Here is a 22,994-nt window from a genome sequence, read left to right as displayed (position 1 = left end):
ATGACGTACCTCCAGGAGCCCGCGACGACCACGGCCCCCGTCCATCTGGTGTTCCCGCCGATGGTCGAGTCCAACTTCGGCAGCCTCTACCCCGCGCCCGCCGTCCTGGCCGGGTACCTCGCCGCACACGGCATCGACAGCGCTCAGGAGGATCTCAACGAGGCCTTCGCCGAATACCTCCTGGCGCCCGGCACCGTGACGGCGCTGGGGGCGGGCGAGGTCGCGGACGTCTCGGCCGACTCGCTCTGCGCGGCCGTCGCCCGCTGGGCCCGCGAACACCGCGAGCAGCTCATCGACGTCTCAGGACGCCATCACTTCGGGCCGGACGCCGAATACGGCTGGGCGATGGAGATCCTCGCCCAGCCCTTCTCGGTCGACCCGGACACACAGGTGCTCGCGGGCACCGGCGCCCCCTTGGCCGCCGCGTTCTACGAGGACTTCTACACCTGGACCGGCATCGCCGACCGGATCGGAGACGCGACGGCCCTGGTCGGCGTCTCGGCCGCGATGGGACCCCAGCTGCTGCCCGCGCTGCTGCTGGCCCGCCACCTCAAGTCGGCCCGGCCCGCGCTGCGCGTGGTGCTCGGCGGACCCGCGGTGAGCCTGATGGCACAGGACGACCTGGACCTGCTGCTGCGCTCGCACGCCGCGGTCGACTGCGTCGTACGGTTCGACGGGGAGTTCCCGCTGCTCGCCCTGGCCCGCCAGGTCACCGAGGGCACCTGGGACCCGGAGAGCGTTCCGGGGGTGTCGTGCCACCGGTCCGGCCAGGTCCGCCACACACCGCCCGGAGTGGGGCCGAACCTCAACCAGCTGCCCCGGCCCCGGTATGCGAAGGAGGCGCTGGCGCGACTGGCCTCCCCGACGCTGAGCATCACCCAGGCCCGCGGCTGTTACTGGGGCAAGTGCGACTACTGCGACTTCGTCGAACTGTACGAGGGCAGCGCCCCGTTCCGCGGCCGTCACCCCGACACCTTCACCGACGAAGTCCAGTGGCTGGCCCAGGAGTTCGGTATCCGGCGGTTCAACTTCGTGACCGAGTCCATTCCCCCGGCCTTCGCCCGCCGGATGAGCCGCGCGTTCCTCGACCGTGAGCTGGACGTGGTGTGGAACTCCTTCGCCATGGTGGACCGCCGCTTCGACCGCGAACTGCTCGACCTGATGGTGCGCTCGGGCTGTGAGTTCCTCGTCATCGGCCTGGAGACGATGGTCACCCGCGTCCTCAAACTGGTGCACAAGTCGGCCGACCGCGAGGAGAACATCCGCTTCCTGCGCGACGCCCGCGACGTGGGCATGCCGCTGCGGATCAACCTCATCCCCGATCTTCCCTCCACCACGTACGACGAGGCGCTGTCGGCCCTCGACGACATGGCGTCCCTCGCCGACTGCGTGCAGTCGGTCTCCGTCTTCCCCTTCGAGGCGACCCGCTCGTCGAATGTCGGGCGCACTCCCGAGCAGTTCGGACTGCTGCCGCTCGCCGACTCCGACGCCATCGGCCAGTCCCAGTACGCCCTCAACCACCTGCACAACGCCGACCCGGCGATGACGCCCGACCAGCGGGCCGAAGTGCACCGCCGCTACCGGGACTTCGCGCGCGAGATCGCGACCCGTTCCACCCTCCCGCCGTCGAGCTTCAGCGAGGACCTGCACCCCGGAGCGCTGCTGCGGGTCCCGGTCGAACAGCTCGACGTGCTCGACCTCGGGGAGAAGCTGGTCTGTACGCACATGGGCAGCCGCGAGCGGCTCTCCCTGCCGCGCGCCGCGGCCCGCGTCCTCCAGCCGCATCTGGGCGGACAGCCCTTCGCGGCGGGCCGGATCCCCGGAGCGCACAGCGCGGACGGTGTCTCCTCGCTGGCCCGGCGACTGGTGGCGGCCCGGGTCCTCGTGCCCGCCGCCGACACGGAGGCGGGGCTCGATGACGCCACCCGCTGACCCCCCGCACGGCCGCGGAACGCTGCGGCTGGTCGAGACCGTGACGGCGCTGCCCGCCGCGGACGGCCTGCGGCTGCTGCACGGCGTGGACGTCCTGCGGGTGCGAGGGCCGGTCACAGCGCTCACCGCTGCCCTGAAGCGGCTCGTCGAAGGCGTCCCGGCGGCCGAACTCGCCACCCTGGCACCCGGATCGGTGCTGCGCGTCCTGGCGGCGCGCCTCGCCGAGGCGGGCTGGATCACCGACGCGGACCCCGCCCACGGCAGGGGCACCGCAGCGGAACGCCAGATCGGCTATCTGACCCTGTTCGGTCCCGACGCGCCCGCGATGCAGTCCCGGATCGCCGCGTCACGGGTCGCGGTGCTCGGCGTGGGCGGCGTCGGCGGCGTCGTGGCGCAGCACCTGGCGGGCGCGGGCGTCGGCGCGCTGTGGCTGGTCGACCACGACCGGGTCGCGGCACACAACCTCAACCGCCAGTTCCTGTTCGGCCCGGCCGATGTCGGCGCGTCGAAGACCGACGCCTGCGCGCGCGCCCTGGCGAACCTGGCGCCGGCGGCCCAACTGCACACCGTGGAACGCCTGGTGGCCTCTCCCGAGGACCTCGGCGATCTGCCCGACCGTCTCGACCTGCTCGTCCTGGCGGCCGACACACCCCTGGACATCGCGGCCATCGTGTGGGACTGGGCGCGGCCCCGGTCGGTACCGGTGTGTTCGGCCGCGGTGGGCCTCGACACCGGATACTGGGGGCCGCTCCTGGTACCCCGACTCGGCCACTGCGCACGGTGCTTCGAGTCCCAACGGGTGGCCCGGCTGTCCGCCGAGGACGCCGAGGTCGCTCTCATCGGCGGGCCTCCCACGCCCTATTCGTTCGGTCCGACGAACACGGTGGTGTCGGCCCTCCTCGCGCACGAGGTGCTGAGATTCCTCGCCACCGGGCGCTGCGCCCTCCTCAACCGGCGCGGACACCTGCGCTTCACCGACAGCTCCACGTCCTTCCTCGAGGGCGGCCCGTGCGGCTGCGACACCGCGTCGCCGCGGACCGCGCACTCCCGAACCACCATGGCGGCCCCCCACGGGGCACCATCCGAAAGGTGACATCCGTTGTCCGGAAGATCAGCGCTGGCCACGACGGGATTCTTCCGTCTGTGGACCGCGGAGTCCGTCTCCATGGCGGGCTCCCAGATCAGTATGTTCGCCATTCCGCTGGTGGCGGTGCTCAGCCTGGACGCGGATGCCTGGGAAATGGGGCTGCTCGGCGCGGCCGGCTCACTGGCGATCCTGCTGTTCGGACTGTCCGTCGGTGTCCTGGCCGACCGGTACGAACGCCGCAGGCTGCTCATCCTCGCGAACGTGGGACGAGCCGTCGTCGTCCTGGTGGTGCCCGTCCTGTACTGGGCCGACTCGCTCTCCCTGACCGCCCTCATCCTGGTCTCCTTCGTGGTCGGCGCGCTCGGGCTGCTCTTCGACAGCGCGATGGCCGCGTACCTGCCGCGCCTCGTCGGCAAGAACGAGCTGGAGCGGGCCAACTCCTGGATCCAGGGCACCGAATCGGTCGGCGAAGTGGCCGGGCCCGGCATGGCCGGCCTCATCGTGCAGTGGCTCAGCGCCCCCGTCTCCCTCCTCGTGGACAGCGTCAGCTACCTGGTGAGCAGCGTCGCGCTGGCGAGCCTGCCCAAGGCGCAGGTGGTCCGCGACCAGGACGCCGCGCCCGAGCGGCACGTCGCGGCCGTCGTCAGCGGACTCAAAATGCTGTGGGGCAACAAGGTGCTCAGGCCGCTGGCCCTGGCGGCGGCGCACTTCAACCTGTTCACCGCCATGTTCTTCGCGCTCTTCACCCTCTACACGGTCAAGGTGCTCGGATTCAGCCCCTTCCTGCTCGGCGCCGTCACCATGACCGGCGGCGTGGCGGGCCTGCTCGGGTCCGCGGCGGCGGTACGCCTGTCCGCGCGCTTCGGGCTCGGACGCACGCTCATCGCCTGCTACGCGGTCCCGGGTCTCGCCGGACTGCTCGTCCCCTGGGCCGACTCGTTCGGCAAGCCGGTGGCCGCGGTGTTCGTCGGCGCCTCCACGTTCATCTGGACGTTCTGCGTGGTGATCCTGCTCATCCTCGGCGCATCGCTGCGCCAACGCCTGGTCGCGGACGCCTACTTGGGCCGCGTGAGCGCCACGTTCCGGTTCGTCAGCTGGGGCGTCGACCCCATCGGCGCCCTGCTGGGCGGCGCGCTGGGCGCGAGCGCGTTCGGACTGCGCCGCACGATGGTGCTGGCCGCCCTCGGCATCGTCCTGTCCGCCCTGTGGCCCTGGTTCAGCGCCGCCCGCACCTTCCGTACCGGCCCGGGGCGGGACGAGCCCCAGGACGGCGAGCTCGCGCCGGCCGACCCCGCCCAACAGCCCTGACGACGAGGGAGTGACGATGACCCTGCTGCAGATCGGCCCGGCCCCGGCCGCCTCATCGCACACCGGCGCGCACGCCCCGCTGCGCGTGCTGTTCGTGTGCATGCCCTGGGCGTCGCTCGACATGCCCTCCCTGGCACTCAGCACCCTCACCCCCCTCGTCCGCGACCACCCGGACGTCACGTCCGTGGACCTGCTCTACGGCAATCTGCGCTGGGCGGACCACGTCCTGCGCCGGACCGCCGGCGCCGTCGGCGAGGAGGACTTCGCGCGCATCGTGCGCGGGGACTTCATCGGCGTCGGCGAGTGGGTGTTCTCCGCCGCCCTCGCCTCCGTCACCGAGCCGCCGGCCGACCCGGAGACGACCCCCTTCCACCGCCTGGCCTCCGCCCAGGGCGCGCAGCTGCGGGGGCCGTCGCGGATGTACCGCCTCGCCCCGGAGTTCGTCCGCGAACTCGCCGAGGAGATAGCGGCCAAGGAGTACGACGTCGTCGGATTCACCACGACCTTCGACCAGAACATCCCGTCGCTCGCCCTGGCCAAGGCGGTCAAGGAGCTGCGCCCCGACACCGTCACGGTCCTCGGCGGCGCGAACTGCGACGGGCCGCAGGGCGGCGCGCTGCACGCCTCGTACCCGTTCCTTGATCACGTGGTGCGCGGCGAAGCCGAACTCGTCCTGCCCGAACTGCTCGACGCGCTGTCGGCCGAGCGGGCCGGCCTCGGCGGGAGCGAGCGCGAGCTGCGGCTCGGTGCGATCGGCGGCCTGTGCTGGCGCACCGCGGACGGTGCCGCGCGGGTCAACGACGCCACCGGCGCGATGGTCCCGATGGAGCGCGTCCCGACACCCGACTTCGGCGCCTACTTCGACGCCGTCGAACGCTCCGAAGCCATGCGGGGCGCCCTGCCGAAGGTCCAGATCGAGGGGGGCCGCGGCTGCTGGTGGGGGGAGAAGCACCACTGCACGTTCTGCGGGCTCAACGGCACCCTGATGGCCTTCCGCTCCAAACCCGCCGAGCGGGTGCTGGCGGAGATCCAGCAGGTGGTGGCCGACCACCGGGTCCTCGACGTCGTCTTCTCCGACAACATCATCGACATGGACTACCTCACCTCGCTGCTGCCGAAGGTGGGCGACCTCGGCTGGGACCTGCGGATGTTCTTCGAGGTCAAGTCGAACCTGACGTACCAGCAGCTGCTGCGCATGGCCGACGGCGGCGTCACCCAGATCCAGCCCGGCATCGAGAACCTCAGCACGCGCGTCCTGGCCCTGATGCGCAAGGGGGTCACCGGCTGGCAGAACATCCGGCTCCTGCGGGACTGCACCACCCTCGCCATCTACCCGAGCTGGAACGTCCTGTACGGGTTCCCCGGCGAGACCTGGGCGGACTACGCGCCGGTCGTCGAGCAGAGCGCCCACATGGCCCATCTCTTCCCGCCCGACCTCTCGACCCGCATCCGACTGACCCGGTTCAGCCCCTACTTCACGACGCCGGCGCTGGGCCTCGCCAACAGCGGCCCGTCCCGGCTGCTGTCCACCGTCTACCAACTGCCCGAGGAACGGCTCAAGGACATGGTCTACATGTTCGACAGCGAGCCCGCGGGGCTCGGCGCCGCCGACGGAGACCGCCTCGACCGGGCCGTACGGGACTGGCAGCAGGCACACCGGGGCGCCCGCCTCGTCGCCTTCGAGGAGGACGGGGCGCTGCGCATCGTGGACGAACGCGTACGCCGCGCCCCGCGCGAACACCTCCTGCGCGACCCGCTGGCCGTCGACGCCTACCGCGACCTCCTGAAGGGCCGCACCGACGAGGTGGTGAAGCGGCGCATGACCGAGGCCGGCCACCCGGACGCCGCGCGCACACTGCCCGGCCTCGTCGCCGACTGGGAGCGCGAGGGACTGGTGTACCGCGACGGCGACCATCTGGTGGCCCTCGCCACGGGATTGGGGTGGTCATGACGTCATCGCCGCCCTCGACGCGGAACGCGACGCCACCGTCCCCGGCGACCGCCGCACGCAAGGGCCTCTTCATGGCGTGGGAGCCCGGCGCGCCCCACACCCGCGACCGGCTGGTTCCGGTGGCCCGCACCGGCGCCCGCGGCTTCCGGGTCAACGGCTTCCTGCGCCTCGGCCCCGAGCACCCGGACCTCACCGCCGACCACCTGGCGTTCCTCCGGGACGCGGCCGGCGTCGGCCTGCGGGTGGCCTGGCGGGGCCGCCTCGAAGGCATCGACCACACCCCGCTGCGCCATCTCGACCCCCCGCGCGACGAGGAGGGCAAGCCCGCCTGGCCGGTGCCGCCGCGCCCGCTGCTGACCCTGCGCCGCGGCCCCGGCTTCGTCCTGGTCGAGGACAACCGGGACGGGACGATCCGGCGGACCGTGGTGGACCGGCCCGGAGAGGTGGCCGCCCTGGTGACGCCGGAACTCGGCCGTGTCCGCGAGGACCACCTCGCTCCGGCCGCCGCGCGCTCGGTGCGGGCCCTCGCGGAGCAGGGCTTCTTCGCCTCCGTGTGCGGTCACTGGCTGGCCCTGCCCGTGCGGTTCCGCTATGCGCGCTCCTGACCGGCCGGGCGGCGCCCGACCACGAACAGCCCACGAACAGGTCCGCCCCGCACGGATGGGAGCACGCCGGTGACCGGCACCACGACGATCGAGGCGGAACTCGGCCGCTTCTACGCGGGCCGCCGGCTCATCCTGATCGGACACCCGCTGTCCGCGTACGCCCGCCAGAGCGGTGTGCTGCGCCGCATGGGTGCCCCGGAGCCGTTCGTCGTCGCCGACGGCACGGGCAGCGGCCTCGTACCGGAGGGCATCGCCGGGCACCACGTGGTGAGCCTGGGCCGCTCCGGTGCGCGGGGCCGCGCCCTGAGCCGCCTGCTGACCGCACCGCCGCGCGATCTGCGCACCACCCTCGACGCGTACGACCGCGACCGCACGGCCCTGGTGGTCGCCGAAACCCCGGGCTGCCCGGCCGAGTTCGACGGGCGTCCGGTCACCGACGCGGGAACGCGGTGGGGTGCGGCGTTCGCCGACCACAGGGCGCTCGACGCGCTCTGGTCCCGTCGGGGGATCACCGTGCTGCCCTCGGCCGTCGTGGCCCCCGAACCGCGGCTCCTGGAGGAGGCACACCTCGCCCAGGACCTCGGATACGGCACCGTGGCCCGCGCCGTGGGCAATCCGCTGGCACCCGAGGCGAACGGGCCGGCCCATCGTCTGCGCGCGCCCCGCGACGCCGTGGCAGCGGCCCGCCGGCTGGCCGCGGTCTGCCGTGTCGTCCGCGTCATGCCGCATGTGCCCGGAACACCGTGCGGCATCGGTGGCTTCGTGCTGCCCGAGGGGCCCGTACTGCTGCGCCCGCACGAGGAAATCGTCCTGGAGGCAAGGGGAGCGCTGCTCTCCGCGGGATGTTCGGGCCACTGGGTACCCGGCGACCCGGCGCGCCGGAGCCTTGAGGACACGGCACTGGCCGTCGGCGCGGAACTGCGCGAGAGGCACGGCTACCGCGGGGCCTTCCAGCTCAGCGGCCTGCTGGTCGGCGACGGCTTCCTGCCCTGGGAGTTGGGTCTGCGCACCGGCGCCGGCCACGCCCTGTTCGAGGGCGGACAGCCGAACCTGTCGACGGCGCTGCTGCACGCCGCGCTCGTCGCCGGGCATGACCTGCGGGTGAGCACCGCGGCCTTCGCGGCCCTGGTGGACGCGGGCGGCTCTGCCAACGCCGTGATCTCGCTGGACGCACCGGCCCCGCCGGAGGCCGGAGCAACCCGCACCCTCTGGCTGGCCAGGGACGCCGACGGCCTGCACACGGTGGCGCGGGGCGGCCGGAGCAACGCCTGCCTGCTGCACACCACGGTGGGCGACACGGGACGCCTGCTCCTGGTCGCCGGGCCCGAGTTCGCGGCAGCGCGCGGCCAACACGGCGCGCGCCTGGGGCAATCCGTCGCACAGGTCTGTCAACTGGCCGCAGAACACTGGGAGATGGACCTCCCCCTGGAGACCGCCTGGTGAGTGGAAGGATGACGGCACAAGGACCCGCACCGGGAGGAACTCCATGACCCACATCGAGGTCGGCAACCTGCACTACGTACTTCCCGACGGACGCGACCTGTTCTCCGATGTGACCTTCCGGGTGGGAAGCGGCGCCGTCGCCGCACTGGTCGGGGCCAACGGCACCGGCAAGACCACACTCCTGGAGATACTCTCGGGCGCCCTGCCCGCCAAGTCCGGTGCCTTCCACGTGGGCCGGTCGGTCGGCGTCATGCGGCAGTTCATCGGCTCCATCGACGACGACACCACGGTCCAGCAGTTCCTGGCCGACCTCGCGCCGCCGGCGGTCCGTACAGCGTTCCGAGCCCTGGAGTCCGCCGAGGCCCGCATGGTGGAACAGGACGACGAGCCCACGCAGATGGCGTACGCCACCGCCCTCGCCCACTGGGCGGAGGCCGGCGGCTACGAGGCCGAGGTGGGCTGGGACGTGGTGTGCACCAGCGCGATGCGCTCCTCCTACGACGATGTCCGGAACCGCGAGGTGCGCACCCTGTCGGGCGGCGAGCAGAAGCGTCTGGCGCTGGAGTCACTGCTGCGCGGGCCGTTCGACGTGCTCCTGCTCGACGAGCCCGACAACTATCTGGACGTCCCCGCGAAGCGCTGGCTGGAACGGCAGTTGAGGGCCACCTCCAAGACCGTCCTCATGGTGAGCCACGACCGTGAACTGCTCACCTACGCCGCGACGCAGGTCGTCACTCTGGAGGGCCACGGCGCCTGGGTCCACGGCGGAGGGTTCGGCGACTACCAGGAGGCCCGCGCCCACCGAGTGGAGCGTCTGGAACAGCGCCACCGCGACTGGGCCGACGAGCACCGCCGCCTCAAGGACCTGGTCCGCACCCTCCAGGAACAGGCGAAGATCTCCTCCGCGATGGCCGCCAAGTACCGGGCCACCCAGACCAGGCTCGCCCGCTACGAGGCCGCCGGGCCGCCGCCCGAGCGCGCCCAGGAGCAGAACGTGCGGATGGCCCTCACGGGCGGCCGTACCGGCAAGCGGTCGGTGATCTGCGAGCGCCTCGAACTCGTCGGCCTCACCGACCCGTTCGACCTCGACGTCTACTTCGGCGAGCGCATCGCGGTGCTCGGGGCCAACGGCACCGGCAAGTCGCACCTGCTGCGTCTGCTGGCGGCCGGCGGCACCTCCGGCGAACGGTACGACGCCGACCTGCACGGGGTGCCGGTGGCCGCCACCGGCACCGCCCGGCTCGGCGCCCGCGTGGTCCCCGGCTGGTTCGCCCAGACCCACGGCCGGCGCGATCTCGCGGGGCGCACCCTGGTGGACATCCTGGGCCGGGGCGACGACGAACGGCCCGGCCGCGACCGCGGGCAGGCCATCTCGGCGCTGCGCCGCTACGAACTGCACGCCCAGGCCGACCTCGCGTTCGGCCTGCTGTCCGGCGGCCAGCAGGCCCGCTTCCAGATCCTGCTCCTCGAACTGCAGGGCTCCACGCTCCTGTTGCTCGACGAGCCGACGGACAACCTCGACCTGCACAGCGCCCAGGCCCTTGAGGACGGCCTCGCACAGTACGAGGGCACGGTGCTCGCGGTCACCCACGACCGCTGGTTCGCCCGTGGCTTCGACCGGTACCTGATCGTGGAGTACGACGGCTCGGTGTCCCTGCGGGACGAGCCCGTCTGGGGAGAGGAACACAGTGCGCACCTATAGCTGGTCCAGGCCGCCCCGCGTCGGCGGATCCGAACGCATACGAGCCGTCGAGGACATCTTCGGGCTGACCCCCGATCGCTTCACGGCGGTGCCCGTCCTGGACGAGGTCGCCGTGCCCGACACCGGGATCACCTACGTCACCGGGTACTCGGGCACCGGCAAGAGCCTCCTCCTGCGGTTGTTCCTGGCCGACCACCCCGAGGCACACGTACCGCAGGACGTGGTGGACGACCGGCCGCTCGTCGAACTGTTCGACGGCCCGCTGTCCCGCACCCTGCACCTGCTCGGACAGGTGGGCCTCGGGGAGGCCTTCACCTACCTCACCCCGTACGCGCGCCTGTCCGACGGCCAGCAGGCGCGGGCCCGCCTGGCCCTCGCCTACGCCGGTGGCCACCGTCTGCTCGTGGTGGACGAGTTCCTGTCGACCGTGGACCGGGTCAGCGCGGCGGTCGTCGCCTACGCCTTCCAGAAGTTCTGCCGCCGCAACGGGGTCTCCGCGGTGGTCGCGACGGCCCACGACGACCTGGCGGCGCCGCTCGGCCCGGACCACACCGTGGTCCTCGACCACAACGGCGTGAAGCGGATCCCCCCGGCCCCGCAGGCCCCCCTCGCCCCGTTCCGGGAGCACACGGTCGTCAGGCCCGGCGAACTCGCGGACTTCCAGCGGATGGAGCGCTTCCACTACATGGGCGGACTCGACGTACCGCCCGAGGCCTTCGACCTGCGGGTGTGGGTGGCCGAGGTGAACGGTGTGGCGGCCGGTGCCAAGGTGCTCTCGCCGCCGTATCCGCGCAGCTGGGAACGGCACGCGGTGTTCCGTGAGGTCAACGCGGCGCTCACCGTGTCACGGCGCACCGTGGTGCACCCGGTGTTCCGCGGCCTCGGCCTGGCGGGGATGCTGTGCGACCCGGCCCTCGCCGAGCAGCCCGCCGTGTTCATCCGCTCCGCCCTCGGCCGCTTCCAGCCCTTCCCGGTGCGCGCGGGTTACGCGGAAGTCCCCGTCGATCTCGCCGAAGGGACCCAACTCGATCTGCGCACCGCCGAGTTGCTGGCCCACGGGCTGTCGGACGAGCCCTCCGACGAGGAGCTGGGACTGTTGCGTGAGCGGGGAGCCGAGATGCTGCTCGCCGAGTACCGGCAGTACCGGGACCTCGGCGGACTCACCCCGCTCGGCCCAGCCGCGGAAAGGCCGGTCGGCACCTGGTTCGGCCGCTGTGTCGCGGTGATGACGACGGACCAACTCGTCGCCCTGGTACGCCCGTTCCCGATGGCGGGATTCGCCTGGCGGACGCCCGCACCGGCCCAGGACGCCACCGCCGAGGCGGTGATGGCCCGATGATCGTCGTCGGCGTCTCCGCCCTCTACCACGACTCGGCCTGCGCCGTCATGATCGACGGCAGGCTCGTCGCGGCCGCCCACGAGGAACGCTTCACCCGGCGCCGCAACGACCCGGCCATGCCGGCCCGCGCCTTCCGCCACTGCCTGGAGAAGGCGGGCGTACGCATCGAGCAGATCGACCGGCTCGCCTACTACGAGAACCCGACGGCCAAGCTCTCCCGCCAGCTGTGGACGACACTGTCCGGGCCGGCCGCCGAGCTGCCGGCCGGAGCCCTGTTCCGCCTCGACGCCGACCGCCCGCTGCGCGAGATCCGTGAACTGCTCGGCCACGAGGGCCCGGTCGACTTCGTCACCCACCACGAGGCGCACGCGGCCAGCGCGTTCTACTGCTCCGGCTTCCGCGAGTCCGCACTCCTGGTGGCGGACGCGGTCGGGGAGTGGGCGACCACCAGCTACGGCAGGGCGGACGCGGCCGGGGGACTCGAACTCCTCGAAGAGGTGCGCTTCCCCGACTCGCTCGGCCTGTTCTACAGCGCGGTCACCAACTACCTCGGGTTCGACGTCAACAGCGACGAATACAAGGTGATGGGCCTCGCGCCCTACGGCAAGACGCGCTTCCTGGACCAGCTGGAGTCCCTGCTGATCGACGGTCCGCAAGGGCAGTTCCGGCTCGACCCGCGGTACTTCGACTTCCGGGACGAGCGCCGGATGTTCACCGACGCCCTCGCCGAACTCCTGGGCGTACCCGCGCGGGCGCCGCAGGACGAGCTCCTGCCCGTCCACGAGGACATCGCGGCCAGCCTGCAGGGCGCGCTGGAGAACATCCTGCTGCGCAAGGCCACCCACCTGCACGAGCGCACGGGCAGCCGGCGGCTCTGCTACGCGGGAGGCGTCGCCCTCAACTGCGTCGCCAACGGAGCGCTGCGCACCCGAGGCCCGTTCGACGAGCTCTTCGTGCAGCCGGCCGCCGGTGACGCCGGCGGCGCCGTGGGGGCGGCAGCGCTGGTCCACCACCGCCACACCGGCGACTTCCCCGGCCGGCGCCTGCGGGACGCGCGGCTCGGCCACGCCGAACGCCCGGGCCGGGTGGCCGAGATGCTCCGGCTCGCCGGTATCCCGGCCGAGGACCACACCGGGGACGAGGGCGGACTGCTGCGGGCGGCCGCAGCCGAACTGGCGGGCGGGGCCGTGCTCGGCTGGTTCCAGGGGGCCGCCGAATTCGGCCCGCGGGCGCTCGGCTCCCGGTCGATCCTGGCCGACCCCCGCGACGACACCATGCGCGACCGCATCAACGCGCTGGTCAAGAAGCGGGAGGCGTTCCGCCCCTTCGCTCCGGCGGTCGTCGCGGAGCGGTGCGCGGAGTTCTTCGACCTCGACGTCGAATCGCCCTTCATGCTGGAGACGGCCCAGGTACGCGTCGAGGGGCTGCCGGCGATCACCCACATCGACGGCTCGGCGCGGGTGCAGACCGTGGCCGCCGACGTCGACGGCCGCTTCCACGGGCTGCTGACCGCCTTCGGTGAACGGACCGGATTCCCGGTGCTGTTGAACACCTCGTTCAACATGCGGGGGGAGCCGATCGTGAACACGGCCGCGGACGCCCTCGCCTGCTTCGTCCGCTCGCGGCTCGACGTCCTCGTCCTGGACGACCAGCTGATCCGCCGCGACGATGTGCCGCCCGCGGCGCTGCACCGCCTGGAACAGGCCTCTCCGTACCGCGCGCCGTCGGTCAGCGAAACGGTCTACACCTTCTTCTGACCCCCCATGGCCATCCCTGACCACACGGCATCCCTGACCGCACGGCCATTTCTTTCCGCGTACTGACGAAGGGCTGCACATCCCGGTGACCAACCACAGTGACGACATCGCCCGCGCGGACCGACTGGCCCGCCTGCTGTCCGACGCCCGCGGGGCCGAGATCCTCGCCGAACTCCACAAGGGCCGCGGCCGGCCGACTCGCACCCCCCGGCCGGCCGGAGCGGCGGCCGAGGCGCCGCGGGTCGGCGTCTGGGACCTGCGGCCCGGGCCCGACGGAGTGGAACTGCACCGGCACGAGACGGACCCGGGCACCGCACGCCTGTGGGCCGAGGCGCACCACGTACCGGGCAAGGGGAGCGCCCGCCGCGTGGCCGTGCTCGGCGAGTCCACCGCGCGGGGCTTCCTGCTGGACCCGGCGGTGACGCCGACCGGCGTGCTGCAGCGCGCACTCGATGACGCGGACGAGCGCGCGCAGTGCGTGGACCTGGCCAAGACCGGGGCGAGCATCACCGAACTGGGCGCGGTGATAAGCCGGTTGGACGCGGTCGACGCGGACGCGGTCGTCCTGCTGGCGGGGAACAACTGGTCGCTGCAGAACCTCACGGTCACCGACCACGACCGGCTCGCCGACGCCCTCCGTGCGGGCGGCCTCGCCGGCCTGCGCGACACCTTCGCGCACCGCGTCGTACGGCCCCGGGTGCGAGCGCTGCTGCGGCGGCTGCAGGAGGTGGCCGACCGGCGCCCCGGCCTGGACGTCGTGGTCGTCGTACCGGAGTTCAACCTGACCGAATGGCGCCCCGATCCGGCCTGGGACACCGGGGTGCTGCCCGCCGAGCGGGCCGCCGAGTGGTCCGTGCTGCGGGCGCAGACCCAGGAGGCGCAGGACCAGGGGCGCTGGCACGACGTCCTCGCCCCGGCGGCCCGGATGGCGGAGCTGGACGAGGGCACCAGCCCCGTACCCGGCTGGGCACTGGGCCGGGCCCACGAGGCGCTGGGCGACTTCGCCGCAGCCCGCGCCGCGTGGGAGCGCAGCCGCGACGCGGTGTCCGGCCTCCTCGTCGCGCACACCCCGCGGGTGACGACGCTGATCCAGGACGAACTCCGCGCGTTCGCCGAACGCGGACACCACGCCCTGGTCGACCTGCGGACGGAACTCGCCGCCCCTGACACCGGGTTGCCCGACCCGGCCCACTTCCTCGACTACTGCCATCTGAGCCCCGCCGGCACGGTCACCGCCATGCGGGCGGTGGCACGGGCGCTGCGCGGTGGCGCGGGCGGGGAGCAAGGTTCCCCGCGTACGGAACTGCCGGGCACGGCGCGGGAGCGGGCCATGGGCAACCTGATCGCCGCGTGCCACAACGCGCGCCACGGACAGCCCGCCGAAGTGCTGCACCGCCTCGTGACGAACGCCTTCGCCGAGGACCCCGGGGTGCGGGACGACGCGGCCGACCTCCTGAGCCTGCTGGCCAAGGGCGTCCCCGCGTGGCTGACCCCGGAGTACGACCGGTTGTGCGCCCGGCCCAACGCCGAGCGCTACCTGACCAGTACGGCGCTCGACGACTTCGCCACGCTGGCCGGGACACCCCTGACCGGCGTGCTCGCGCGGGCCCTCGGCCGCTCGGTGCCGCCGCTCGCCGGAGCGTCCCAGGACCTGCTCGCCGGCCGCCTCGACAGCGCGCCCCAGCTGGTCCACGGCCCCGAGGGCGCCTACTTCCGCAGCGCCTCCCCGAGGTTCCGGGCGCCGGTGCGCCTGGACCGCGCCGAGGGCATGCGGCTGCGGCTCAACTACCGCACCCCGCACGCCGAGCCGGACGCCCGGCCGGGCACGGTGACCCTGGACGGGCGGGTGCTGGCCCCCGTCGCGCCGTGCACGCAGGGCTGGGCGTTCCTGGAGGTGGACCTCCCGGCGGGCGAAGGGGACGGCCCGTACGGCGAACTCGTGGTGTCCTGGCCGGCTGCCCGGCACGACGAGGAGACCTGGCGGCAGGAGGCGGCACGCACGCTCGCCACCGGCCGCATCCCGCTGCCGGTGCCCGTCTTCGGCGACCTCTTCGAGGCGCGCCTGTTCACCGAGTCCGCCAGGGTCGGTGTGTAGAGGAGCGCGGCGAGGTTGGCGCGCCTCGCTGCCTCGCGGGGGGCCGGCCCGGGGCTCGCCCGGAAGTCGAGCGGGCCCCGGTCAGTCACCCATGAACCACACATGGCTGCCCGGCGTCGCGGCACACGCCTCAAGGAGTGCGGTGAGGTCGAGCAGGGCCGCCCTCTGCCGGTCGTCCGTACACCTCCGCACCAGGGCGGTGACTTCCCGGAGGGCGGCTCGCGCCTCCTGGCCGTCGAACAGGGTGTCGTCGTACGGATCCACCCGGCCGAGCCTGCCGGAGTCATGGGCAGCGGTGCTCAGCGCCTTCGCGAGCGCTTCACCGTGCTCGTAGGAGCCTCGGAGCAGAGTGCCCCGGGTCCAGCGACGCCCCATTCTCGTGGGCCGCGCCGAGTGCAGTTCCAGCTCGATCCCCATGATTCCCCCCTCGGTCCCGGTGACCGAAGCATCGCACGGATCATCGGCCGGACGCGGCGCGGCTGTTCGCGTGCCTCGGGAGGCAGAGCATCAGGGCCCACATCAGGGCGAGGATGCCGCCCGCCCACTCCAGCACGCCGAGGAACGCGTCACGGCTGAGTCCGGCGTCGGAGGATCCGTCCGTGGTGGCGAAGTACACCAGGGCGGTCAGTCCCGTGCCGAGTGCGATGCCCAGGTGCATGGCCGTGTTGAACAGGCCCGAGGCGGACCCGGCGTCCTCGTGCGGCACTTCGGCGAGCGCCATGTCGGCAAGGGGGCCGCCGACCATGCCGAGCCCGAAGCCGGTCAGCACCACCGGAACGGTCATCGTCACGAGAGTCAAGTCCGCCTGGAACAGCGCGACTTGGAATCCGTAACCGGCCATCGCTGCGAGCGCGGTGAGGACGCCCGCCTGGGGCAGGCGGCGGGCGAAGCGTCCGCCGCTCTTCGCCGCGATCGTCGCACCGGCCAGCTCCCCGACGGAGAGCAGCACGAAGGCGAGCGCCGCGTGGAACGGACCCATGCCGAGGCCGTGCTGGAGGTAGAGCGTCCAGGTCATGAAGAACAGGCCGCAGAGCACGCCGAGCATCAGCTGCGCCAGCAGGCCACCGGTGAACTGCCGGACGCGGAAGAGCGAGAGGGCGAGGAGCGGCGCGCTGTGCTGCCTGCGCTGTTGCTGGCGCAGGAGGACGCCGAGGGCGAGCAGGCCGGCGGCGAGCATGACGAAGCACCACAGCGGCCAGTGGTGGGCGCGGCCCTCGGTGAGGGGGAACAGGATCAGGACGATGGCCGAGGCCGACAGGAGCGTGCCGGTCAGGTCGAGCCGGTCGGCCTTGGGCACGCTCGACTCGGGGACGAACCTCCGTCCCAGGAGCAGCACGGCGAGACCGACGGGCACGTTCACGAGGAAGATCGGCCGCCAGGACAGCCCGCCCAGATCGGCCTCGGTGAGCAGCCCGCCCAGGACGGGGCCCAGGACATTGGCGAGCGAGAGGACGGCCCCGTAGAGACCGAAGGCCCTGCTGCGGTTCTCACCGTCGAAGGTGACGTGGAGCGTGGCCAGTACCTGCGGGATCATCAAGGCCACTCCCGCACCCTGCAGCACGCGGGCCGCGATCAGCGGCCCGGCGCCGGTGGCGAGGCCGCACAGCAGCGAGGCCGCGGTGAACACGGCGGTGCCGATCAGGAGGACCCGGCGGCGGCCGTGGAGGTCACCGAGGCGTCCGCCGGTGATCAGTCCGACGGCGACCGTCAGCGAGTACGCGGCGGTCAGCCACTGCACCGAGGCAGGCCCGGCACCGGTCGACTCCTGGATGGCGGGCAGGGCGGTCAGGACGATCGACTGGTCCAGGATGTCCATGAGTTCGGCCACCAGCAGCACCACGAGGGCGATCCGGGCGGCGAGGGCCGTACGCGGCGAGCGGGGCGCCGGGTGGTCCGGCGGGCGGGGGGTGTGCTGCGGCTCGTTGCCGAGCGCGGATGAAGACACGGTGGGAACTCCTGATCCGGAGGAATCGGGGAGCCCGCCGACAGCCGCGCCGGGGCCGGAAACACGGAACCCGGGGCAGACGGCGGAGCTGCACCCGGGGAGAGACGGAAGGACTCGGGGGAGGGTGACGCGACTCAGGCCTGCGCGACGTCCGCCCCCGAACACGTGCGACACATCAGCACGTGGGGAACGCGGACGACTACAGGGCCTGATGGATAGGACGTCACCTCGAGATCGATACCGCAGGAACAGGAAGTCCGGTCACGTGTCGGCGGGCCGCCGTCGGCATCGCCGTCGCGCCGCCACCGCCACCGACACCCGGCACAGGACTTCGTTCACCTTACGCCAGACCCGGACCGAGCGGCGCGGGCCGGTGCGGTGGCGGCGAGAAGCGGCCCGGGGCCTTACGCGGCCCGTTCGGGTCGGCGCGCCCGGTGGCGGAGGTGCGTGACGTCCCGGTCCTCCAGCCGTCGGACGGGGTCCCGTTCGATGTGCTCGGCGCCCAGGTGGTCGAACGGCCGACGGTCACCCGCGGCCGCGCCGGTTGTGCGGCTCCTTCGAGGCGTCGGGGCCCGCGGGCAGCGCGGGCAGGGTGCGCACGCTGCTGCTGCACAGCAGGGAGAGGGTGGTGAGCAGGATGCCCAGGGCGCACAGCCCCATCACGCGGGCGGCGCCCGCACCGTCCGCGACGGTTCCGGCCAGGACGTAGCCGAAGGGGATCAAGGCGCTTTCGCCGATCTGGGCCAGGGCGGTGACCCGTCCGATGAGGTGCTCGGGCACGTGCTGCTGTCTGGCGGTCTCGAAGAAGACGACGGCCAGTTCCAGGCTGGTCCCGCTGAGGACTATCGAGGCGAGCAGGACGGGCAGTCGCGGTGTCGTGGCGAGGACGGCCAGCGGCAGGGGCCACACCAACTGGATGGTGACGCAGGCGAGCATGGGCCGGCCGGGGCTCCAGCGCAGCGCCACGGCGGATCCGGCGACCATGCCGCAGGAGAAGGCACATACGGCCCAGGCCCAGAGCGCGGCTCCGCCGGTCTGCCGGGACAGGATCAGCGGTCCGAGGAGCTGGTACCCGGCGAGCCACAGGGGGATGGTGAGGGCCCCGGCGAGGGCGTATCCCCACATCCACGTGCGGGCCCGGAAGGCGTCCCAGCCCTCGCGCCAGCCGTGGGCGACGGTGGAAGCGGGCCGGGGCAGGGGCCGCACCGGGAGCCGCAGCATGATGAGGGAGCAGGAGGCGAAGGCGAGGGCGCCGGCCAGGAGGACGTGCCCGTAGCCGAAGGCGGCACCGCACAGGGATCCGATGCCGGGGACCGCGATGCGGGCGAGGTTGAGGACCAGACGCAGGGAGGCGTTGGCCTTCTGCAGGAGGACCGCGGGGACCAGTTCGACGATCAACCCCTGGAAGGCGGGCTGCACCACGGCGGTGGCCGCGCCGGTGAGGGCCGCGGCGAGGGCGAACACCCCCAGGGGAGTCCGGTCCGGCCGCGCGATCAGCAGGGTGCCCAGGACGGCCTGCACCGCGGCGAGGGCCAGGTTGCCGGTGACGGCGAGCTTCCTGCGGTTCAGCCGGTCCGCGAGAACGCCACTGAGGGGGAGCAGGAGCGTCTGGCTCGCCACCGAGCATCCCAGGACGAGCCCTGCCGCGAAACCGCTGCCTCCCGCTGTCAGGACTGCGAACGCCGTCACGACATTGACCAGATTGCTGCCGGCGGTGGACACCCCGCGGCCGGCCACGTAGCGGACGTACGGGCCCTGCCAGGTGCGTGCCGATTCGGTGCGGAGGGCAAGGGGGGCGGTCGTCGCAGGGCTCACGCGGTGTCTTTCGCCGGCGAAAAGGTGGAGGCGGTGGGGGGTGCGGGGGAGCGGGAGTCGTGGGGGTGGTCCGGTGGGCCCCGGCCCGCCTCCGCGGAACTCCCGGCCGGACCGACTCCCCGCCGGACCGAGTATCTGTGCGCACGGGCGCGATGCACCGCAACACCACACGGGGAGCCGCCGCGTCGGCCGCGATACCGACCCGGTCCGGCCGACCGGCCCCCGCCGTCGGGGAGCCGCCCGCGATACCGGCCCGGTCCGGCCGACCCTGCGCCGTACCGCGCCGTATCCGTGCCGTCCGCCGCCCCGGCCCGCCCACCCCTCCGGCCCATCCACCTCGAAAGCCTCAGACGGGCACGGTTTCCTCCAGGTCCGCCAACTCCGCCACGCTCAGTTCGAGGTCGGCGGCCCGGGCCGAGTCGGCGATGGAGGCGGGTCGGCTGGCCCCCGGTACCGGGACCACCGCCGGAGAGCGGGCCAGCAGCCACGCCAGCGCGACCTGCTGCGGGCTGACGCCGCGCCGAGCCGCGACACGATGGAAGGCCGTGCCGGCGGAAGCCGGACCGGAGGGGCCGTCCAGAGAGCTGCGCGAAATGCCGCCGAGCGGACTCCACGGCAGGAAGGCCAGGTCCAGTTGAGCGCTCAGCCGCAACTCGGCCTCGCTGTCGCGCACGGCGGGCGAGTACTGGTTCTGTACGGAGACGAGAGAGCTGCCCAGGATCTCGTGTGCTTCGCGGATCTGGGCGGTCGTGACGTTGGAGATGCCGGCGGCGCGGATCGTGCCGGCGTCCACCAGGTCGCGGAGCGCGCCGACGGACTCCGCCCAGGGCACCGTCGGGTCCGGCTTGTGCAGCTGATAGAGGCCGATGGCCTCGACCCCCAGACGCCCGGCGGAGGCCCGGGCGGCGCGCTTGAGGTGTTCGGGGCCGGCCGCGACGGTCCAACTGCCGTCCCCGGGGCGGCCGCGACCCCCCTTGGTGGCGACCAGGACATGCGAAGTGTCGCCCCCGTAGCGTGCCAGCGCGCGGGCGATGAGCAACTCGTTGTGGCCCACTTCACCTGCGTGCCAGTGGTAGCTGTCGGCCGTGTCGATGAGCGTGATGCCGGCGTCGAGCGCGGCGTGGACGGTGGCGACGGCCCGCGTCTCGTCCGGCCGGTGCTCGATGGACAGCGGCATGGCGCCGAGTCCGACGGCGCTGACGGTGGTGTGCGCGAGGGTGCGGTACCGCATGGTCGTGGTGCTCCTCAGATGGTGGGCGACGGCGCGCCGGTCAGGGCTTCGGTGACAGCGCCGGGCAGCCAGTCGCAGGTGCGGGAGAAGGTGAAACCCAGTGCCTTGGCACGGGCGTTGCTCATGGCGTAGTGGCGGTCGAAGGAGAAAGGCGACGCCTCCTCGCCCGCCGGGACGCTCCGAAAGACGGGTGCCCGGCCGCTCCGTGCGGCCACGGCCGCGGCGATGTCGTACACATCGAGTGGTACGTCGGAGCACGCGTTCACCGCGCCGGTGAAGTCGCCGCCGGCCGCCCACAGCAGCACCTGCGCGAGCTCCTGGTAGTGGATGAAGACCGTCGGCAGAGCGTGTGCGTGCACCAGGACTTCCCGGCCCCGGGTGATGCGCTCGACGTAATGCGCCAGTCGGCCGGTGAACTCCCGCGCACCGCCGCCGAGCACATGGGCACTGCGCACACCGGCGAACGTGAGCCGGTCGGCGCGCGCGAAGACGGCCTCCGCCTGGCGCTTGCCCTCGGCGTAGTGCGCATCGCGGTAGGCGTCGTGCTGCCAGGGCAGATCCAGGGAGACGAGCCAGGAGGCGGGGTCGACGTTCGCCTCCTCCACCGGAGTGCCCGGGGCGACTTGGGGCAGCGCGGCGCCGGCCGGGTCGTAGACCTCGATCGTGGAGGTCATGACGTAGCGGTCCGCGCGGCCGGTGAACACACGGACGGCGATGGCGGCCTGCACAGGGGTGTAGCAGACCTGATCGACCACCACGTCGAAGGTGCGCGAGCCGAGTGCGGCACCAAGAGCGGCCTCGTCGTCGCGGTCGACGACCACGTGCTCGGCGCCGGCCGGCGGCCGGGCGGAGCCGCGGTTGAGCACGGTCACCTGGTGGCCGGCCGACAGCAGCCGTTCGACCAGGAGCTTTCCGACGTAGCGGCTTCCGCCGATGACGCAGATCCTCTTCATGTCGCCATCGTGTCCGTCTATCGTCAGCAGCAGAAGTGCTGATCCACTGCATACGTATGAAGGAAAACTGTTGATCGATGTTCAGCGGCTGCGCGTCCTGCGGACCGTGGCGGAGCACGGCAGCTTCAACCGGGCGGCCGTGGCCCTGCGTCTGACCCCCTCGGCCGTCTCCCAGCACGTGGCCGCCCTGGAGCGCAGCCTCGGAACCCAGGTCGTCGTCCGCAGCACGCGCGGTGTGACCCTGACGCAGGCGGGCCGGATCATGGTCGGTGCCGCCGAATCGGTCGCCGCCGAACTCGAACACGCACAACAGCAGGTCGACCAACTCGCCACGGGCGCAGCCCAGTTGACCGTCGCCACCTTCACCAGTGGCGGCAGGCTCCTGCTGCCCGGCGCACTCGACCGGCTCATGACCGCCCATCCCGGCACCGTGCTGCACATCAGGGAGGGCGAGCCCGAAAGCACCCTGCCGCTCGTCCGGCAGGGCGCCGTGGATCTCGCGCTCGCCTACCATTTCGACGGGCCGCTGCCTCTCGGGCCCGGCCCCAACTCCGGTCTGGCATGGGCCCCGATCCTGGACGATCCCCTGCACGTCGTCCTGCCGCGTGATCATCCACTCGCCGGCCGCGACGCCCTCGACCTCGCCGAGCTCGCCGCCGAGCCCTGGGTGCTCGGCTGCCACAAGACCGAGGCGTACCTGCGCCGTTACGCCGAGCGCGCCGGCTTCACCCCCGACGTGCGCGGCACCACCACGGACTACTTCTTCGCGCGTTCACTCGTCGCCGCCGGCGTGGGGATCTCACTGATCCCCACCATCGCGCTCACTCCCCGGATCCCGGGGCTGTGTGTGGTGCCGGTCGGGCCGTCCGGCCCCGTCCGGCACATCGGCGTCGCCACGATCCGCCGAAGGGCGCGGCCGCACGTGACGACCCTCATCCAGGCGCTGGTCGACGAGGCCGAACGGTGCCGGAGGAGCGGAGCGTCGGCCGGTGGACGGTCATGAGTGAGGGGTGCGGCCGGATGCCGGCGGGCGGTTCGCCCACCGGCGTCCGGCCGGACCCCTGGTCCGGGTCGTTCAGGAGACTATGCGCCAACGCTGCTGGTCGGTGGGCAGGGCTCCGCAGGGGCGCACCTCGGCGACCTGGAGCTTCGTGTCGTTGGGGGAGAGGTCGGAGAGGCACCATGCGTCGTCCTTGCTGACGATCTTCACGAATCCCTCCGCTCCTTCGATCGGCTGGATCGACCACTTCTGGTTCTTGGTCATCTGCCCGTTGGTGAGACTGGGATCACCGCCGACCGCACCCCACATCTGGACCTGATTGCCTTCGCGGGTGTTGTCGACGACGGCCCACGGCTCGGACGAGGAGGTGATGGCGAACTCGTCGCGCGGCAGCGGCCGGACGTACCAGTACTGGTCCCACGTGGGGTTGTCCTTGATCTCCGCCCACGTGGTGACGTGCCGTCCTTCCCGGCTGTCACTCGTCTTCGTCGTCAGGTACTTGCCGAGCCCGGACTGGATGCGTACCAGCTTGGTCGGGTCGTACTGGGGCTTCTTCGGACCACCGCCCCCGCCGCCGGATCCGCCCGACCCGCCTTCGGGCTTGGGCTTGGGCTGCTGGGGCGCGGGCGCGGACGGCGGCGGCTCGGGCGCCTTGGACGGGCTGGGCGGGGGAGCGGGCAGCGGGGTCTGGGAGCCCTGCGGCAGCGGCACCTGCTTGGCCGGCGCCTGCTCCGAAGCCTGGCTCTTGACCCCGGTGTCATGACGGAACCAGATCATCGCGAACGTCACCGCGAGCGCCAGCACCACCGTGCCCACCGCCAGCACCCAGCG

The 22,994-nt window shown here is 72.7% G+C and carries 17 protein-coding genes and 1 pseudogene; 11 read left to right on the top strand and 7 right to left on the bottom strand.

Annotated elements, in window-relative coordinates:
• The 10 genes from ACGF3I_RS21050 (at position 1) to ACGF3I_RS21005 (ending at position 15,219) form a co-directional block, all read left to right on the top strand.
• Positions 1-1,932, top strand: coding sequence for a B12-binding domain-containing radical SAM protein (locus tag ACGF3I_RS21050; protein ID WP_393134176.1), 1,932 nt, complete (start codon positions 1-3; stop codon positions 1,930-1,932).
• Positions 1,916-3,025 (top strand): ThiF family adenylyltransferase, encoded by a 1,110-nt coding sequence (locus ACGF3I_RS21045; RefSeq protein WP_393134174.1) that lies wholly within the window; start codon positions 1,916-1,918, stop codon positions 3,023-3,025. The genes ACGF3I_RS21050 and ACGF3I_RS21045 overlap by 17 nt, the downstream gene beginning before the upstream one ends.
• Positions 3,026-3,031: 6 nt before the next feature.
• Positions 3,032-4,327 (top strand): MFS transporter, encoded by a 1,296-nt coding sequence (locus ACGF3I_RS21040; RefSeq protein ID WP_393134172.1) that lies wholly within the window; start codon positions 3,032-3,034, stop codon positions 4,325-4,327.
• Between the two features lie 16 nt (positions 4,328-4,343).
• Positions 4,344-6,278, top strand: coding sequence for a RiPP maturation radical SAM C-methyltransferase (locus ACGF3I_RS21035; protein ID WP_393134170.1), 1,935 nt, complete (start codon positions 4,344-4,346; stop codon positions 6,276-6,278).
• The gene (locus ACGF3I_RS21030; RefSeq protein ID WP_393134168.1) at positions 6,275-6,883 is read left to right on the top strand and encodes a DUF5825 family protein; all 609 of its coding nucleotides are present in this window, start codon (positions 6,275-6,277) and stop codon (positions 6,881-6,883) included. The genes ACGF3I_RS21035 and ACGF3I_RS21030 overlap by 4 nt, the downstream gene beginning before the upstream one ends.
• A gap of 69 nt (positions 6,884-6,952) precedes the next feature.
• Positions 6,953-8,326: a hypothetical protein gene (locus ACGF3I_RS21025; RefSeq protein ID WP_393134166.1), complete on the top strand. Its 1,374-nt coding sequence runs from the start codon at positions 6,953-6,955 to the stop codon at positions 8,324-8,326.
• Between the two features lie 43 nt (positions 8,327-8,369).
• A complete protein-coding gene (locus ACGF3I_RS21020; protein WP_393134164.1) occupies positions 8,370-10,028 on the top strand; it encodes an ABC-F family ATP-binding cassette domain-containing protein in 1,659 nt (552 codons plus the stop codon).
• Positions 10,015-11,367: a hypothetical protein gene (locus ACGF3I_RS21015; protein ID WP_393134162.1), complete on the top strand. Its 1,353-nt coding sequence runs from the start codon at positions 10,015-10,017 to the stop codon at positions 11,365-11,367. The genes ACGF3I_RS21020 and ACGF3I_RS21015 overlap by 14 nt, the downstream gene beginning before the upstream one ends.
• Positions 11,364-13,124 (top strand): carbamoyltransferase, encoded by a 1,761-nt coding sequence (locus ACGF3I_RS21010; protein ID WP_393134160.1) that lies wholly within the window; start codon positions 11,364-11,366, stop codon positions 13,122-13,124. Before ACGF3I_RS21015 ends, ACGF3I_RS21010 begins: the two co-directional genes overlap by 4 nt.
• An 85-nt stretch (positions 13,125-13,209) precedes the next feature.
• A complete protein-coding gene (locus tag ACGF3I_RS21005) occupies positions 13,210-15,219 on the top strand; it encodes a hypothetical protein (RefSeq protein WP_393134158.1) in 2,010 nt (669 codons plus the stop codon).
• An 81-nt stretch (positions 15,220-15,300) separates the two neighbouring features.
• On the opposite strand, the gene ACGF3I_RS21000 is transcribed toward ACGF3I_RS21005, so the two are convergent.
• The 6 genes and pseudogenes from ACGF3I_RS21000 to ACGF3I_RS20975 form a co-directional block, all read right to left on the bottom strand.
• On the bottom strand, positions 15,301-15,636 hold the full coding sequence (locus ACGF3I_RS21000) for a hypothetical protein (protein ID WP_393134156.1): 336 nt from the start codon (positions 15,634-15,636) through the stop codon (positions 15,301-15,303).
• A 40-nt stretch (positions 15,637-15,676) separates the two neighbouring features.
• Complete coding sequence (locus ACGF3I_RS20995; RefSeq protein WP_393134154.1) at positions 15,677-17,164, bottom strand: MFS transporter; 1,488 nt, start codon at positions 17,162-17,164, stop codon at positions 15,677-15,679.
• Between the two features lie 404 nt (positions 17,165-17,568).
• Positions 17,569-17,688, bottom strand: a pseudogene (locus ACGF3I_RS20990) (dihydrofolate reductase); the annotation flags it as partial.
• Between the two features lies 1 nt (position 17,689).
• Complete coding sequence (locus ACGF3I_RS20985; protein ID WP_393134152.1) at positions 17,690-18,979, bottom strand: MFS transporter; 1,290 nt, start codon at positions 18,977-18,979, stop codon at positions 17,690-17,692.
• Between the two features lie 346 nt (positions 18,980-19,325).
• Positions 19,326-20,210 carry an aldo/keto reductase gene (locus ACGF3I_RS20980; protein WP_393134150.1) on the bottom strand — a complete coding sequence of 295 codons (885 nt, stop codon included), beginning with the start codon at positions 20,208-20,210 and terminating at the stop codon, positions 19,326-19,328.
• 14 nt (positions 20,211-20,224) lie between these two features.
• Positions 20,225-21,163, bottom strand: a complete 939-nt coding sequence (locus ACGF3I_RS20975) for an NAD-dependent epimerase/dehydratase family protein (protein WP_393134148.1) — start codon at positions 21,161-21,163, stop codon at positions 20,225-20,227.
• 70 nt (positions 21,164-21,233) lie between these two features.
• Between ACGF3I_RS20975 and ACGF3I_RS20970 the strand changes: the two genes are divergently transcribed.
• Positions 21,234-22,166: a LysR family transcriptional regulator gene (locus tag ACGF3I_RS20970; protein ID WP_393134146.1), complete on the top strand. Its 933-nt coding sequence runs from the start codon at positions 21,234-21,236 to the stop codon at positions 22,164-22,166.
• 72 nt (positions 22,167-22,238) lie between these two features.
• On the opposite strand, the gene ACGF3I_RS20965 is transcribed toward ACGF3I_RS20970, so the two are convergent.
• Positions 22,239-22,994: RICIN domain-containing protein (locus ACGF3I_RS20965; protein WP_393134144.1), on the bottom strand; the 756-nt coding region annotated here is incomplete at its 5' end.

This window comes from Streptomyces sp. NPDC048111, assembly GCF_043202815.1.
In the GTDB taxonomy this organism is placed as follows: Bacteria; Actinomycetota; Actinomycetes; order Streptomycetales; family Streptomycetaceae; genus Streptomyces.
This window is presented reverse-complemented; position numbering and strand designations above follow the sequence as displayed.

What these genes read in the sequence shown, in the direction of transcription:
- ACGF3I_RS20975 (WP_393134148.1), bottom strand. Translation starts at nt 21,163, where the DNA reads ATGAAGAGGATCTGCGTCATCGGCGGAAGCCGCTACGTCGGAAAGCTC.
- ACGF3I_RS21045 (WP_393134174.1), top strand. Translation starts at nt 1,916, where the DNA reads ATGACGCCACCCGCTGACCCCCCGCACGGCCGCGGAACGCTGCGGCTG.
- ACGF3I_RS21010 (WP_393134160.1), top strand. Translation starts at nt 11,364, where the DNA reads ATGATCGTCGTCGGCGTCTCCGCCCTCTACCACGACTCGGCCTGCGCC.
- ACGF3I_RS21030 (WP_393134168.1), top strand. Translation starts at nt 6,275, where the DNA reads ATGACGTCATCGCCGCCCTCGACGCGGAACGCGACGCCACCGTCCCCG.
- ACGF3I_RS20980 (WP_393134150.1), bottom strand. Translation starts at nt 20,210, where the DNA reads ATGCGGTACCGCACCCTCGCGCACACCACCGTCAGCGCCGTCGGACTC.
- ACGF3I_RS21000 (WP_393134156.1), bottom strand. Translation starts at nt 15,636, where the DNA reads ATGGGGATCGAGCTGGAACTGCACTCGGCGCGGCCCACGAGAATGGGG.
- ACGF3I_RS21050 (WP_393134176.1), top strand. Translation starts at nt 1, where the DNA reads ATGACGTACCTCCAGGAGCCCGCGACGACCACGGCCCCCGTCCATCTG.
- ACGF3I_RS21035 (WP_393134170.1), top strand. Translation starts at nt 4,344, where the DNA reads ATGACCCTGCTGCAGATCGGCCCGGCCCCGGCCGCCTCATCGCACACC.
- ACGF3I_RS21020 (WP_393134164.1), top strand. Translation starts at nt 8,370, where the DNA reads ATGACCCACATCGAGGTCGGCAACCTGCACTACGTACTTCCCGACGGA.